Origin of the sequence: Paenibacillus yonginensis (assembly GCF_001685395.1) — a bacterium.
Lineage (GTDB): Bacteria > Bacillota > Bacilli > Paenibacillales > Paenibacillaceae > Fontibacillus > Fontibacillus yonginensis.
Genome location: NZ_CP014167.1, coordinates 2,754,159 through 2,769,303, shown reverse-complemented (window position 1 = coordinate 2,769,303; position 15,145 = coordinate 2,754,159). Strand labels below are relative to the sequence as shown.

At 45.9% G+C, this 15,145-nt stretch carries 12 protein-coding genes; 10 read left to right on the top strand and 2 right to left on the bottom strand.

The window, feature by feature from the left end:
• The first annotated feature begins 18 nt into the window (after positions 1 to 18).
• From AWM70_RS12605 to AWM70_RS12580, 6 genes are all read left to right on the top strand, one after another.
• Positions 19 to 507, top strand: coding sequence for an ABC transporter permease (locus AWM70_RS12605; protein WP_068696912.1), 489 nt, complete (start codon positions 19 to 21; stop codon positions 505 to 507).
• 47 nt (positions 508 to 554) lie between these two features.
• Positions 555 to 935: a hypothetical protein gene (locus tag AWM70_RS12600; protein ID WP_068696910.1), complete on the top strand. Its 381-nt coding sequence runs from the start codon at positions 555 to 557 to the stop codon at positions 933 to 935.
• Positions 936 to 947: 12 nt separating this feature from the next.
• Complete coding sequence (locus tag AWM70_RS12595; RefSeq protein WP_068696908.1) at positions 948 to 1,502, top strand: hypothetical protein; 555 nt, start codon at positions 948 to 950, stop codon at positions 1,500 to 1,502.
• Positions 1,489 to 2,475 (top strand): hypothetical protein, encoded by a 987-nt coding sequence (locus AWM70_RS12590; protein ID WP_068696907.1) that lies wholly within the window; start codon positions 1,489 to 1,491, stop codon positions 2,473 to 2,475. Before AWM70_RS12595 ends, AWM70_RS12590 begins: the two co-directional genes overlap by 14 nt.
• Before the next feature lie 290 nt (positions 2,476 to 2,765).
• On the top strand, positions 2,766 to 3,695 hold the full coding sequence (locus AWM70_RS12585) for a copper amine oxidase N-terminal domain-containing protein (RefSeq protein WP_068696906.1): 930 nt from the start codon (positions 2,766 to 2,768) through the stop codon (positions 3,693 to 3,695).
• 8 nt (positions 3,696 to 3,703) lie between these two features.
• Complete coding sequence (locus AWM70_RS12580) at positions 3,704 to 4,417, top strand: hypothetical protein (RefSeq protein ID WP_068696905.1); 714 nt, start codon at positions 3,704 to 3,706, stop codon at positions 4,415 to 4,417.
• 25 nt (positions 4,418 to 4,442) lie between these two features.
• Here the strand turns inward: AWM70_RS12580 and AWM70_RS12575 are convergent, their stop codons facing one another.
• Together AWM70_RS12575 and AWM70_RS12570 are read right to left on the bottom strand one after the other, a co-directional pair.
• Complete coding sequence (locus tag AWM70_RS12575) at positions 4,443 to 5,303, bottom strand: IS3 family transposase (protein WP_151208713.1); 861 nt, start codon at positions 5,301 to 5,303, stop codon at positions 4,443 to 4,445.
• A 23-nt stretch (positions 5,304 to 5,326) separates the two neighbouring features.
• Complete coding sequence (locus AWM70_RS12570) at positions 5,327 to 5,617, bottom strand: transposase (RefSeq protein ID WP_068693238.1); 291 nt, start codon at positions 5,615 to 5,617, stop codon at positions 5,327 to 5,329.
• Positions 5,618 to 5,700: 83 nt separating this feature from the next.
• Between AWM70_RS12570 and AWM70_RS12565 the strand changes: the two genes are divergently transcribed.
• From AWM70_RS12565 to essC, 4 genes are all read left to right on the top strand, one after another.
• A complete protein-coding gene (locus tag AWM70_RS12565) occupies positions 5,701 to 8,277 on the top strand; it encodes a DUF5704 domain-containing protein (RefSeq protein WP_169823439.1) in 2,577 nt (858 codons plus the stop codon).
• Between the two features lie 85 nt (positions 8,278 to 8,362).
• Positions 8,363 to 9,775: a DNA/RNA non-specific endonuclease gene (locus AWM70_RS22815; RefSeq protein WP_083180284.1), complete on the top strand. Its 1,413-nt coding sequence runs from the start codon at positions 8,363 to 8,365 to the stop codon at positions 9,773 to 9,775.
• 16 nt (positions 9,776 to 9,791) lie between these two features.
• Positions 9,792 to 10,253, top strand: coding sequence for a DUF600 domain-containing protein (locus tag AWM70_RS12555; RefSeq protein WP_068696901.1), 462 nt, complete (start codon positions 9,792 to 9,794; stop codon positions 10,251 to 10,253).
• Positions 10,254 to 11,017: 764 nt separating this feature from the next.
• Positions 11,018 to 15,055, top strand: coding sequence for a type VII secretion protein EssC (gene essC / locus AWM70_RS12550; protein WP_068696895.1), 4,038 nt, complete (start codon positions 11,018 to 11,020; stop codon positions 15,053 to 15,055).
• Positions 15,056 to 15,145 lie beyond the last annotated feature (90 nt).

Sequence of the window (15,145 nt, the reverse complement as noted above, 5' to 3'; positions counted from 1 at the left end):
CGAAGGAGCTGTTCACTCATGGAAGAAAATACTGGCGTAGGTATACGCGTAGCTGCAGGGATTTTCCTGACGATCATGCTGATCACTATTGTTGTCATTATCACGATATCTTCCCAAGATGCGGCGAAGCAGGGGCAGACCAAAATGGCCTCTATTACGACTCAGCTTTCGGATACCGAATTTAACACCTATAACAATACAACACTATCGGGCAGCCAGGTTCTGAATGCGATTCGGCAGTATATGAGCTTGGAGCAGTTTGGGGTTAAGGTAACCACGGGTAAAAATGCAACCAGCGTTTATGGAACTGGCTTTCAAGAAGTGAATGGAATTATTACTTCAATGAATAGTGATAAAGAGGAATCTAAAAATTCTTCACTTAGTGATGCTCTTAATCAAGCTGCTGATGGATATATCAATCCTACAGGAAAGTTCAAATCTTATATTGTTAGAGATCAGAACAACATGATCCGCGGTATTGTATTCCAACAAGAAACACTAAAATAACCAGGCATCCCCTCTATGGGGATGCTCTTCTGCAAAGGTGAAAAATCATGAATGATACCGTAGAAAAGTCGATCATTTGGGTGGTTGAGGTGTTCCTTTTTATAACGGCCTGTATGTTTGCAATTAGTGGAATTAATAGTCAAGAGGCTGCGGTTAAAGTGGTTAAACATTCGTCCGAGCAGGATGAAAGGCGCTTGTACACCGACTTGAAGGAGACTGGGGAGGAAACCTACACAGGTGCTGAAGTGATTGAAAGCATCTATCACATAAAGCAGCTAGACGCAAATATTGAGATAGGCCGTTATTATTTTTTTAAATCGGATGATCTTGATAACATTGATGTTTCAGGGATTGATCCGCAGCAAAACTACAAAGTCAATTATATAAGAGATGAGAGTGGCAAATTACTGACTATCGTTTTTTCTTAAAGGGTGAGCACATTGGAATCGTCAATTTCAAAGATAGTAGGCGTATTTATTGCGCTAGTTCTGATGTTTGGTTACCCCTTGTATCACCAGGCTTTGCGTCAGGATAATCTCTCTCAAATTGTAGTACATTCGGCGGTCACCGAATTTGTGGATGCAGCGCGTACTAAGGGTTACATCACTCCGCAAATGTATCAGGATTTGACGAGCAAACTGGGGGCAACCGGGAATCAATATCAGATTGAGATGGAGCATTTGCATAAGAAGTATTATCCCATTTATGGGGACCCGGCTGATCCGGCCGATTTTAAGAACAGCTTTACCACCTTTTTTGATGGGCATTATACCGATGAAATTACCAAAATGATGTTTCCGGATAATAACAGAGGGCTGGATGATGTGAGCCGAAGATATGTGATGGTGGAGGGGGACTTTTTCACCGTTAAGGTCAAAAATATCAACCGGACAATGGCCACCGTCCTGCAGGACTTTTTTCTAAACGGCAATACGGGGGATAATACCCGGGTTTTCATGTCGTATGGAGGCATGATCATTAATGAAGATTACTAATCTGGCTATTTTATTTGTTTGTATATTTATCCCGTTTATGTTAGTGCTGGATTTCCACACACGGGATCAAGAGAATGTTTTACAGCTGGAGGATCAATATTCGGCAGCGCTGCGAACGGCCGTTCAGGATGCGGGTTCGGTGCTAAATATTAATGAGCTCCAGGAGTATGAAGCGGCTTACCAGTCATCGAAATATTTTAAGGTAAACAAGGAACTGGCACTGGACACTTTCTTTCGTACCTTGTACCTGAATTTTGGTGTCGAAAATGATCCTATCGGGCAAGGTACACTTGCCTCTTATATCCCGGTCATCGGGATCACGGATTATGACGGTTATTACATTTATACAACAGCGGAATATCAGGATAATGGGGGACAAACCATTGCCAAGCCTATGTGGCGTCCCAAGAAGCCGTATGCTTTTGCCGACAACAACGGGAACGTCATTAATTTTACATTGGATAGTTATGTCCATGCTTATGATGCAGTCCGCCACGAGTGGGTAGAAGGTTTCCGGGCCGATCTGGCAGGCAAAACGTCCATTTCTCTGTTAAACGATCCAGAGTCCTTTGAGCAGCAGCGACGGAGCACGATCGTCAGTTCCATTCAGGAAGATGTGGCTTATTTCATTAATGCCTACAACGATTATGCCACCCATTACGGGATCAGCTATACTTTTAAACTCCCGCAAATTTCCCAGGAAGAGTGGACCAACACGATCGATGACATCGGTATTATGGCCTTTATTCAAGGACTGCCGATTGGGGACCAGACCTATAACAACTATGCTTTTGGAGGTGGGCGCCTCATTAAAAAGACGAATATTATCGGTGCGATTGACCCGTCTACTGGATTTAAATATGCCTATAGATCGACGTGCAGTTTTCCTTATACGCCGGAGGAAATCTTCGATAGTCCTAAGGAAGCGGCTGCAGCAGGATATTATCCGAAAGAATGTGTAAATGGTCGGTGAACAATATTAAGTATGCTAGGCTTCCGGTTGTGCCTGAAGCCGCAGTGGCCTTATCTTTCACTTGCTGCTCCCGTCAAAGCGTATTGGGGCGTTTGAGATTGTCAGGAATTTACCGCTGTAGGTTCTTCCTTGACGATCAAGTCCAACTACTCTGGCACCGCCTGCCCATGCTTTGTGGAGCATAAGTTGTCTACAAGCGATGTTTTTTGAAGCTTAATCGGCTTGATTAGCTTGTGCGAAGCGGCAGTCATCCCGGCCGCAATTAATTACATGAGGAGAGTGAAAGAAGAATGAAGAAGTATTTCAAGTTGTTGATTGCCTGCGGTTTATTAAGCAGTTTGCTACTGTCAGGCCAGGTAAATAATGCGAGTGCTGCGTCCCCAGTCATTGATATGGATCATACTGCGATTCAAGTTTTGGTGGACGCGAGAAAGGTCAAATTTGCTGATGCAGCCGCATATGAAAATAATGGTCGCGTGATGGTGCCATTCCGGGGAATTGGCGAGGCTTTAAAAGCCAAGGTTAATTACGCTTCTAACAGGGTGACTTTTACTGGATCCGATAAATCTATCCAACTGACATTGGGAAGTAACACGGCCACCGTGGATGGAAAAGTTGTACAAATGGATACAGCAGCCATGGCAAAAAAAGGCCGTACCTATGTGCCACTTCGCTTCATATCGGAAAATTTGGGACAAAACGTGGATTGGGATCCGGCAAGTCGGTATGTTTGGATTGGTTCAAAAAACGTACCTACTCCGGAAGAAGCTGGAATTAAGCCGGTCAGTATTGATGCTTATAAAAACATGATGGGGAAATCACTGAGTGATGTTTATGCAGGCATGAAACAAGCATATGTTTTCAGTGAAGAGGACCTCCCTTTGCAAATCGGCAACCATATCTTGTATGACGTATGGAAAATTAAACAAGATAATCTTTACGGGGTTAAAGTTCGATTTTCCTCCGGAGGAGGATATCCTTTCATCTACTTTTTGACTGCGAACACTGCAAATGGACGCTTTCGCCAAGATATTGGTGGATTGCGGACAACGAATGTCGATGGTTCTGTAACTTCTGCATATCGGATTATTGATAATGCAGATGAAGAATTAATCAAGGACAAGAATTATAAAAGCTTGACCCTAAGTAAAATTGATTATATTGGTGTAGGTGGAACATCGAACAATACGCTATTTCTACTTAAAAATCCACTTAAGTAGGAGCCGGTATGAAAAGATTTCTTGGAAAATATCTTGGCGCTTTTTTGATCATAGCTTTATTCACTTTTTTCGATTTGACGAGTGCTTCTGGTGCGGCTACAGTTCCCTATACTCAGGACAATACCAATCCGAATAAATACTATTTTGTGGCGAATTTTTATTATGATATTTGGAAAAGAAGCAATGGTACTTGGACTTCGGACGGCTCTCCAGATACAACAAAAACGATGTCCTGGGACTACAGCTATACGTTCCCGGATCGAAAAATTACTAAAGTAGACGTACATGCCTTCAACGAGAATGAGGATCTACCCGTTAATAAAGCGTCAGGTTTAACAGGTGCAGAACAAGTTTATGAAACCTCTCGGTACGGCGAGATGTGGACAAATGCCAGAGCCAACGTCAGCACATCCTATACAACGAGAATGACGAATAGTCCAAGTTATGGAGCGGATACCGTTAATTTTGGTGTCAGTGCTACAGGGTTGTTAACAGCGAGAACTAGATGGCTAGATATTACAAGTACAGGAGGCGGTGACCTTGCAAATGGGGTTGAAGGCAGACGCTACTTCTTTCCTTCCCTTGTAACCATCGAATTAGAGCCTGAAATCGGTACTGCACATATCAAATACTTTAATGCCAACACAGGTGCTTCTTTAAATGGTGTGGATGGGTTCCATAACAAAGAGGAGACTGGAGTTGTCAAAAAAAGTGCAGTTTGAAAACACACTCATGAGAACCCCATGATTAAGCTGCCTGTGACAGCATTCTTTCGCGATAAATAGCTGGGGGCCATCCCCCTGGATTAGAGGTGTAAACCCTCTGTCTGTTGTAATAGACCATGATGTATCGGAAGATAATCGATTTCATATAGGCCATCGGGTATTGCTCGGTTTTGATCTTATATAGCTTTTCTTTCTTTAGCGTAGCAAAGAAGCTTTCCATTCTTGCGTTGTCATAGCAGCGCCCTGTGCCGCTCATGCTTTGAACGACATCTCGTTTAGCCAGACACGCTCGGAATGCGTGGCTCGTGAACTGGCTGCCTCGGTCGCTGTGATAAATCATTCCACGAGCATTTCTGGCCCTGCAGGCATTCTCAAAAGCTTGGATGCAGAGTTCCTTACGCATGTTGTCATCCATGGCCAGACCCACGATCTCCCCATTGAAACAGTCCAATACGGCGGACACATACAGCTTACCGTCTAAACAAGGCACTTCTGTGATATCCGATAGCCACTTCTGGTTGGGGGCTGAGGCGCTGAAGTCTCTCTGGATCAGGTTCTCGCTCTTTTGAGCTGCCGCATCCTCACGTGTAATGCCGTTTGGATGACGCCTCACTTTCTTCAGCAGACCGTGCTTCTTCATGATGCGATAGACGGTGCTGTAGCTGGTCACGATCTCTTTTTGCGCTAGAGCCAGCCTAATCCGCTGGGCACCGTAATTGCTGTTGTCTTCATATTCTTCGATGATTTCTTTGATTTTGACCAGAAGGCGTTCTTGCCGCTCTCGTTTGGGTGTGGGCTTCAAGCTGCGGTAATAGCCTGATTCGCTGACAGCAAGTACTTTGCACATCTCTTTGACGGTCCATCGATCCCGTCGTTCACGGATGTAACCATAGAGCTGGCATGCTTTTAGCGCTTCCGGTCTTTTGCGAAAAAACCAAGTGCGTCCTTGAGAATTTCATTCGCACGACGCAACTCGCTGTTTTCTCTTTCTAATTCGATTTCACGCGTAGTCTTATTGGCAGATGCATAAGCGCGACCACTTCCGATATGCGCTCCATCACCGTGCAGGGTTCTTCGTTTCCTCCAGTCCTGCAAGGTGTGGTAGGCTACGCCTAACTGCTCGGCCGCTTTCTTGGGCCCGATCTCATCGCTTAACCTTACCGCTTCTTCTTTGAATGCTTTGTCGTACCGATTCATTCTCGCTCATCCCCTCATTAGCTTTCATTTTATTTCATACGAGGGTGTTTTTCGACTGCATTTTTATCGTAGCACTCCAGACCATGACCATCGGACAAGACTACAACCCTCCAGCTACAACCCCGGCTTCGGACAAATATGACTACGTGGGTTGGAAAAAGAGTGTTGAACAGCAGCCAACAGGTGGGGAAATGTTAACGGGTGACCCTTGGAAAATAACTTCATATCCCGGTGGGTACGATTATTATCTCAACTATTACTACAAATTAAAAGAAGAACCGGACACACCAGATCCGGAAGTACAGTGTACCGTGGAGACAGGCCGAGAGCTTACCGATGAATCTCCTGACCCCGAAGTGAGTGCTGTCATTAAGGCCGATAGCAGGGGCAATGAAGCTTTTGATGTGCTGCAGGGGATTCCGACCTCAGAGAGCTTATACGGCAACGTACAGGCCAAGGAGTACCTTTACAAGAGCAAGTTTGTCGAGCATAAAGGCGTTTGCACGTATAACATCACGGTTTCGCAGCATTATGACCAAAAATGGACCGAAATGGACGGTCCTCCCGATGCGAACGGAAAGCCGACCAGTCAGCAGCATACAGACTCTAAAGACGTAAGCAAGCAGTACAAAGTGGAGCGTCCATACTCGTACTGGACAGTAGAAGGGTTAGAAGTATACGACATTAAGGAAGCGGACCTGATAAACTATGCCTTTGCAGGTAGTGGCATCAAAATCATGCCAACCGATTATTCACCGCCGATTTACTCGCATATGGCTATGGGCCAGTACACACCAGCTCCTGCAGTCGATGTAACCAACCCACCGAAGGCGGCCGGCAAGGACGTTCCAGACGAAGATTTCCAGTCGGATGCCGAAAAAGCCATTGATAAAGTGAAAGTACAAAACGACTCCCTGATCTTTAACGGAACGGTTGTCATGAACAGCATGGTCAGTCAGGAATCCGCGCCAACGCCTGGACAAATCCCAGAGCCGCAGCAGATCAGCCGGGACGTGCTGTACAGCACCGGGAACGTCATTCCGATCAGCAAGACCAACAAAAAAGATCAGCCCAGCAGCGGTACGATTTATTACGACCTCATGCCGGTCAATGTTGGAGGAGGAGCAGACAAGAGCTTCCCGATCTACGGCATTAACAGCGTAACCGTACATACTCCGGTGGTGAACTATTCCTCCATCACAGACGATCAGGCCCATAACCAGAAGACGGTGCCGAATCGGCAGCGGGCGGCGCTTATTCTAGAGCGGCCCTTTACCGTCCGAATCCCAACAAGTGGTCAGCATGTGAATTACCCAGGCTACGGGAACCGGGATTATGCCAAGTATTTTCGAACAAAGCAGGTCCGGTTTCCATTTGACGTCTACAACGAAAGCCGGACACAGTTTATTCCGAAAGATACGTGGATTGATATCCCGGTGAATCAGCTGGATACCACCTTCTATTTACCGGTCTGGGTGGATGAAGGCGACTACCAGGTGTATTTCCGCAGCATTGCGGAGAACGCGCCTAACGACTATGAAGAACAGTGGGAACCGGACGCGAATTTAGATCTGGCGCATCACATCGCCACCGATGAGGTATCGGTCGAAGTGATCGGCCGGCTGTATGATTTTGAAATTACGGATATCGCGGACTACAACTGGGAGACGGTCTTCCGGACCAACCTGGGCAGCAGTCAGCCGCGGGGGTTGTCGTATTGGATCGGTCAAAACGGCATCGACGGAGATCCGCGGGGAAACCGGGAGCCGTTCAGCTTGTCGATCCACCCGGGCAGCAACCCGCTGCCGGGCTATAAGAACGTGGCTATCAAGACGGGTTACCACTTCAAATTTGATTTTAAAACGAAAGGCAACATGTTTGGAGCGCTGGACGGGATCCGGATAACCCCGACCTTCTATTATGTACCCAAGAGCGGCGGAGCCGGATTCCCGGTCGACTTGTACTACCGGACGAACAGCCAGCCTTTTGTGAAAATCGGTTCCGAGGAAGATCAAGTCCATCGGTATGTGATCTTAAACGACCGGCTGCGGAATGTGCCGGAAGAGGAGCTGGAGGATACAGCTTCGTATAAGTATGATCATGATGGGACGGGGGGATTTGCGACAAAAGCGCAATACGAAGAGAATTACATCGACAAATACACCAAGCAAAAAACACCGGTAGGCGGGTACAGCCTATTGCTGCTGCCTGAGCAGCTGCGGACCTTGATTGGACCGAAGAGCAATCTTCCGGTTTCGGTGGACCCGCAGCGGGCGAATGCGGCGATTCAAAAATGGTATGGGGAATACAGCCTGCCGGCCGATCCGTACGTGGTGCAGGCAGGCACCCATCTGGCGGAATACGGGCGAACCCATGGCGGATTGGACGAGAAGTCGCCGATCTTCCTGAAAGACGGTTATATCATCGTGAACTTTAACATCGAGACGATTCAGGAAGGGAATCTAAATGCGCCGCATCTGCAGTACATTCATGCCCCGATGATGGCCCAATTTAACCGGAGCCAGTGGCAGATGGAAGGGTTTGAATCGCAAGTATCCGACCCGTTTGGCCATCTGTTCAAGCTGAACCAAGGCGATGTGGTGTTCTACCATGCGGACCAATCGAGCCGGGATGACTTTAGTGCGCAGGTGCCACAGTGAGGAAGAAGCTTAGTGCTCTCGAACGAAACGAGCTTCGTAAGTTTGGGAAAACTTTTAAATAAAAATAGAGGAAGGAGAAGTAGACTTGCGGATCGAAGCAGAGATCACAGGGATCAAGCAGACGGGCCAGCGGCTGGCGTCTGCCTCCCAAAATCTGAGCCAGCTGCGGGACTCCCTGCGCCGGACGATGGGCGGGCTTACGATGGAAAGCCGAAGACGCCCTGAGATCGACAGTCAGTACCAGCAAATCGACCGCTGGCTGTGGGAACTGGGTCAGGAGATGGAGACCTTATCGCGTTATACCGCGCGTAAAGCCGAGCAGTTTGCCGATGATGACAACCACAGCCTACAGCTTAAAAGTGGGACCGGATGGAGCTGGAAGAACAGCCTGGGGAACGTACTGGACTTTCTGCCGGTGATCGGCAATATCGAAGGGCTGATCGAAGCCTTGAGCGGACGGGACACGGAGACGGGAGGAAAGCTGGAAGGCTGGGAACGGCTCTTGTATGGAATCGGCCCGCTGGGCAAGGGGGTGCTGCAGGGCGCTAAACTGCTGGGTGCGGCGGACGAGCTGGCGGAAGGGATCCAATTTGTGAGCCGGGCAACGGCAGAAGCGGGAGCGAAGCTGCAAAGTGTAGGGAAGGCCACCCTAGAGGGTCTGCAGGAAGGGGTGGAAGTGGGCTGGGATTTTATCCAAGGCGCAAAGAGTGCCATACAAGAGGATATGTCCCTGGGATTTTTAAAGGATCCGGAAAGGGAATATGAACACCCGATCTCTGAGAAGGTAGGAGAATTAACGGGACATACTGTGGGAACCGTACTAGGAGCCTTGGAAACGCTGATCGGATTAGGCGGAGAGGCCGGATCGATCGTGCTGGATGCGACAGGAGTAGGAACCCTCGTTGGAGTTCCGGGGATGGCGGCGTCGGCAGCTTTGGCGGCTTACGGACTAACCTCGGCGAAGACAGGTGCTGCTGGTGTTGGCTCCAGTGCGCGGGACTTGGTTCAGATGGTTAAAGGTGAGGGCAAGGGAGAACCTCCTACTAAAACTTTTGTTGATAGTCCATTTGATGAGGCAGGGAAACTTAAACCAAATGTGAAGTATAAAGCTGGTGAGCATCAATATGATTATGAAACAGATCATATTGGGAGAATTGAAAAATTTAGTACGGATGAATTAAAATTAACTACGAGAGAAGAACGCCTACCGCATGATTCAGATACGCCAGGCAAAGAGCCAGGAGATCATGCAGGTCATTTGGCAGGAGATAGGTTCGGTGGCTCACCCGAGATTGATAACCTTGTATCGCAGTCAAGCAATGTTAATTTGAGCCAATACAAAAAAATTGAGAATCAATGGGCTGTGGCCATTAAAGAAGGGAAAAATGTTAAGGTAAATGTTGAAGTTAAATATGATGGGGACAGTCTTCGTCCATCAAAGTTCAATGTAGATTACGAAATTGATGGAGAAGTTTTTTCAAAGAGCCTATTAAATTGACGAAGGAAGGTTACCTATGAGCAAAGTTTTTGAAGACATATTTAGTGAACTTCAAACAGACATGGTTGCCATATGCTTAGAGTATGTGCAGAATAAAGCGGAAGAAATATATATATACTGTTCCTTTGAAGAAAGAGTTATATCTAGCGATTTCTTTTGTCGTATTAATGGTAAGATTGTAAAGAAGCATAAATTGAATGACGCACTAAATGACAATGACAGTTTTAGATATAATACTTCAGTTGAACGGCAAAAAACAGTATTACGTATAATCAATGAGGACATTGAAAAAACATACAATTTATGTAACGAGTATGGGCGAGAAATGCCTACTGAGATTAAACTCGTATATAACGTTATAAGAAATAGCCTTAATGCTGAGTACAAATATGAATTGGTCTATTCAAAAGATCCTGTGAAAACCGCAGACGACGTAGCAAAGGAATGGTTTGAAGAAATTCAACAAGTTAAAGAATAGACAAAGTTATTAAATCGATTTGACCTTGATTGGCTTTATGCCATTCAAGGTTTCTTTTTTGACTGTGACTACCTGTCCGACTGAAACGATCATTCAAGTAATAACACATTATGTAGTTTTCCTGGTTGTAATCGAGTCTTTTGTTTGCAGTATAAAATAAGTTTTACCAACCAGTTATAGCAAAAGATCTATTAGATGCCCGGGATAATGATACTTGATAATTTCGTAGGGACAATCTATCTTTGATGAAAAGTTTTGAGATAAGTCTAATGAATGGGAACAGAAATATGCTCCTGAGAATCTGTAGGCTTTGCAAAACCTTGAGTGGCTTTCGTGCCTCTAAAGGTTTTTTTTTGCATATCTAAGCCAATGTAACCGTTTATATCCCTAATATTACTTCTATTGAAAAACACACAAGTCAAGAATCTCTTATGTACTTTAATTTTAACTAAGGGGAGTTGAGCTAGAAAAATTTAATTTTTGTCTCATCATTCAACATTAAGAGAAACCTTAGTAGTAGTGCTCGAACTCAAACAGAATGCTATCCAACGCTCTTCGGTCCTATATCGGAATCAGATCCATCTGAGACTTTTTTATTAATTATCTTTCATTATTTATCATACAAGTTCATGAATCGACATTTTTCGCAAATATTAGGTGGTATAATTTGTCTGCGCTCCTAGATTTGATTAGGCCCGAGTAAACTTAATTAGGTTTAACGGACTAAGTCCAAAGTTTAAATTTTTAGAAAGGTAGCTGGTTTGATGTCTCATTTTTTCTATCGCAGATCTCCTCGGATTATCAAAGAACAAGGCGGACAGCATATCGAGGTCTTTCGCCCGCCAACGGTTCCGCAGGCCCCATCGTTTAATCTGATATCCGTCATGGTGCCTATTATTGTCACGGTTGCGGGAGCAGCAGCTATGATGATGTTTTATTCCCAGAAAGGCAACAGCTCCTACGTTGTTGTTCAAATGATTTCTTTATGCACAATGGTCACCTCGTATTTTATACCGATATTGGTTCATTTTCAGCAGAAAGCCAAACACAAACAAGTTTTGCGAAAAAGAAACCAAAACTATGAAGCTCATTTAAATGAACAGCGGGAGAAACTTCAAAGCTGGAAAAATGATCTGATTCTTAATTGGCACCAAACCCATTTAGAGCCGCAGTTTTGTCTTCAGTCTGTAAGCGATCGGAGTTCAACGATTTGGGAGAGAATCCCCCAGGATGCCGACTTTTTGAAGATCCGAGCGGGCATCGGAACAGTTCCGAGCGGTTTTTCAATAACGGTTCCCAAGCAGGAAGGGATTGATAAGGATCCGCTTATTGAGAAGGCTGGCGAATTAGCGGAGCGATTCTCAACGATTCCCAATGCTCCGGCACTGTTGGATCTGAATAAGTATCGCGTGGTTGGCCTTGTTGGAGAGGAAGAGGATTTAAAGGCATTCTGCCGGGCGCTCGTGACACAGATTGCAACCCACCACTCTCCTGATGAAGTTAAACTAGCGGCCTTCATGAGCAAAATGCAAATGGACGAATGGGACTGGCTAAGATGGCTGCCTCATATTTGGGATGATAAGCGCAGCGGCAGATATCTATTTGTGGAAGGGGGGTATAAGCCGCAGGTATTAGACTATCTGAATTCACTCCTTCAGCGCCGTTTGTGGCTTAAAGAGCAGGAAACCGCATTGCCGTTTATCATTTGTCTTCTTCCTTATATAGAGATGCTTGAGGATGAACCGATTCTGCCGATGCTTATGAAAGAAGGGGACAAGATAGGTACAACCTCCATCGTTTTGGCAGAAAGGCAGGACTTGCTTCCTAAAGAGTGTCAGCTGGTTCTGGAAATCCGCAATGGGGAAGCCGTCATGCGTTCGACAAACGTTACCGGAGGGGCGACGGGTTCGGCTTATGCCAAACCTAAGGATGAAATACCTTTTGTCCAGTCTTTTAAACCCGATCTGATCCCTATTGATGAAGCGGATCATTTTGCCAGAAAGATGGCTCCTTATCGGGTGAAGACGAGCTCTGCCGATGAAATTGCGAATGTGCTGACTTTGTTTGATTTATATGGAATCCAAAAGATCGGAGAGTTGGATGTCTCCAAACGTTGGGAAGAGAACCGTTATCCCGACACCCTCCCTTTTCCAGTTGGAGTCAGAGGAGGAATGAAGCCGGTGCTTCTAAACCTGCATGATAAGATTGAGCGGAAGGGTCATGGACCGCACGGCTTGATGGCAGGAACGACTGGTTCCGGGAAAAGTGAAGTCATCCAGTCTATCATTGCTTCGCTTGCTATTCAGTACCACCCTCATGATTTGGCCTTTATGCTCATTGATTATAAGGGCGGGGGAATGTCCAATACGTTTGCAGACTTGCCGCATGTTATAGCCGCGATTACCAATCTGGAGGAAGAAGGACTGATTGAGCGTTCAAAGGTTTCCTTAAGAGCTGAACTGAACCGAAGACAGAAGTTATTTGTAGCTGCCGGTAACGTGCAGCACATCGATGAGTATTATAAGACCGAATGGCGAAGCCATTCTCCTCTGCCGCATTTGTTTATTATTATTGACGAGTTTGCCCAGTTGAAGAAAGATCAGCCTGAGTTTATGAATGAACTGGTTTCTATTGCAGCTATCGGTAGAACACTTGGTGTTCATCTGCTGTTAGCTACGCAGAAACCGGGAGGCATTGTCGACGATAAGATTTGGAGTAACTCTAGATATCGGATTTGTCTCAGGGTGCAGGACGAAGCGGATAGCCGGGAAATGATCAAGATTAGCGATGCGGCATACATAACTACACCCGGAAGAGGTTATTTGCAAGTTGGTAGCAATGAAGTATTTGAGCTTTTACAGTTTGCCTGGAGCGGTGCGCCTTATAATCCTGATAAGTCATTAAATCAGACTAGTCTTGGTCTGTATCGAATCGAATTGGATGGAGGACGAACTAAACTTCCTGACCCGTCTGATAACCAGGTTGAACTGGCTGGAAGCAAGAAAAGGGAAGCTGCAGGACTTGAACAGAAGCAGCTAGGTGTGTTGATTCAGCATATTGCCAGCTACGCCGAAAGAACAGGCATTGAAAGGCTGCCAGGTCCTTGGATGCCTCCGCTTCCTACGCAGGTGGCGTTAGAAGAGATTCCCGAGTTCGGCGAACAAGTCAACGAACTGCTTACACCCATTGTGGGTCTTGTCGATGATGTGGCCAACCAGACTCAATTTCCGCTGAAGATTGATATTGAATCTGGGAACTGGTTAATTTACGGCATGCCGGGCACGGGTAAGACAACCTTTATTCAGACGCTGCTGTTTTCCTTGGCGAAGACAAGTACGCCCGAGGACATCCATATTTACACTATCGACTTTGGCCGGATGCTTAAGGATTATTCCATTATGCCGCATGTGGGTGATGTTATCCTGGATGATCAAGAGGAGAAATTACTTCGTCTAGTTGCCTTCATTGAAGAAGAACTGAACGGCAGACGAACGCTGTTTGCTGAAGCGGGTGTGAAATCAAGAAAAACATACTGTGAGGACACTGGAAATACACTTCCTGCCCTGCTGATCATCATCGATGGTTATGTAAGCTTAAAAACACAGTATGAAGCCGTACATGAAAAGCTTGAGATTTTGGTGCGCGAAGGTTCAAGTTTTGGTATTTATTTCCTCATGACGGTTAACCGGGTTTCCGATATTTTTGATCGGATCCGCAGCAATTTTCCGAATGCTGTTTCATACCTGCTAGCCGATGCGGGGGATTATCACTATACGGTAGGTCGTTTGTCAAAAATACCGGGTCAGCTTCCTGAGGGCCGTGGTTTCATCAAGGGACATCTTCCGCCATATGAATTCCAAACGGCCTTGGCTCTGAATGCTGACAGCGAGTCGATAAGAGCCAAATTAATCCGGGAGGAATTTACCCGTCTGGATTCGAACTGGACAGGAGAAAGACCGCAAACCATCCGTACGCTTCCTGAAGTGCTGCCTTTGGAAGAGCTGCGTCATGAGGAAGACGCGAATAGGTCTGATCGGCTTACGCTGGGTTTGAAGGTTGATAACCTGAAAATTTTTGAGTGGAGCTTGGAGGAAGGACCTTATTTTACCATCGGAGGAAGAATGGAATCGGGCAAAACGTCATTGCTGATGACGATCGGGTTGATGGCTGCTAAGCAGTATGCCCCTGAGGAGCTCCGTTGTTATTTATTCGATATACGTCGCTCAGCCCCTGGTCTAGGGTCATTGAAGGACTTGAAGCATGTAGAGGCATATGTGACAGACGAACGCACGCTGGAGGATGTATTAGCGGAGATTAAACAGATTGTTGAACAGAGAGTTCAGGAGGGGGACGAGCCGGAAGCAGGATTGTGTAGTCGTCCACGACTGTTGCTGCTGATTGACGATGCAGACGTTTTAGCCAAACGTGTGTCCTCTAATTACAACCTAACGGATAAGCTTGAATATATTACGAGATACGGCCGGGAAAGCGGCGTCTTCATCATAGCTGCAGGACAAGCCAATGATATGCACCAAAATTGGGATAACTGGCTGAAGGAGGTCAAATCTGCTCAAGTAGGCTGGCTGCTCGGAACCACCGACTCAAGCGAAATGCAGCTGTTTAATATCAAAATTCCTTATGATCAAAGTGGAAAAATGCTCCCGGCGGGCGAAGGATACTATGTCAAACGGAAATTCGAAAAAGTAAAAATGGCTCATGCTTTTGCACATGGTCATGAACAATTTTCCGAGCAGGTCGACAAAGTCAATGCTGTCTGGTCTCGTCCTGTTGCTCAAGTTTAAGAATCGACGTCATTTACCAATTTTTGTGTTGAAAAATACGAAGTAAATGTTTACTATTTAGTAGAATAACTATTTTTTTATATTTAAGGA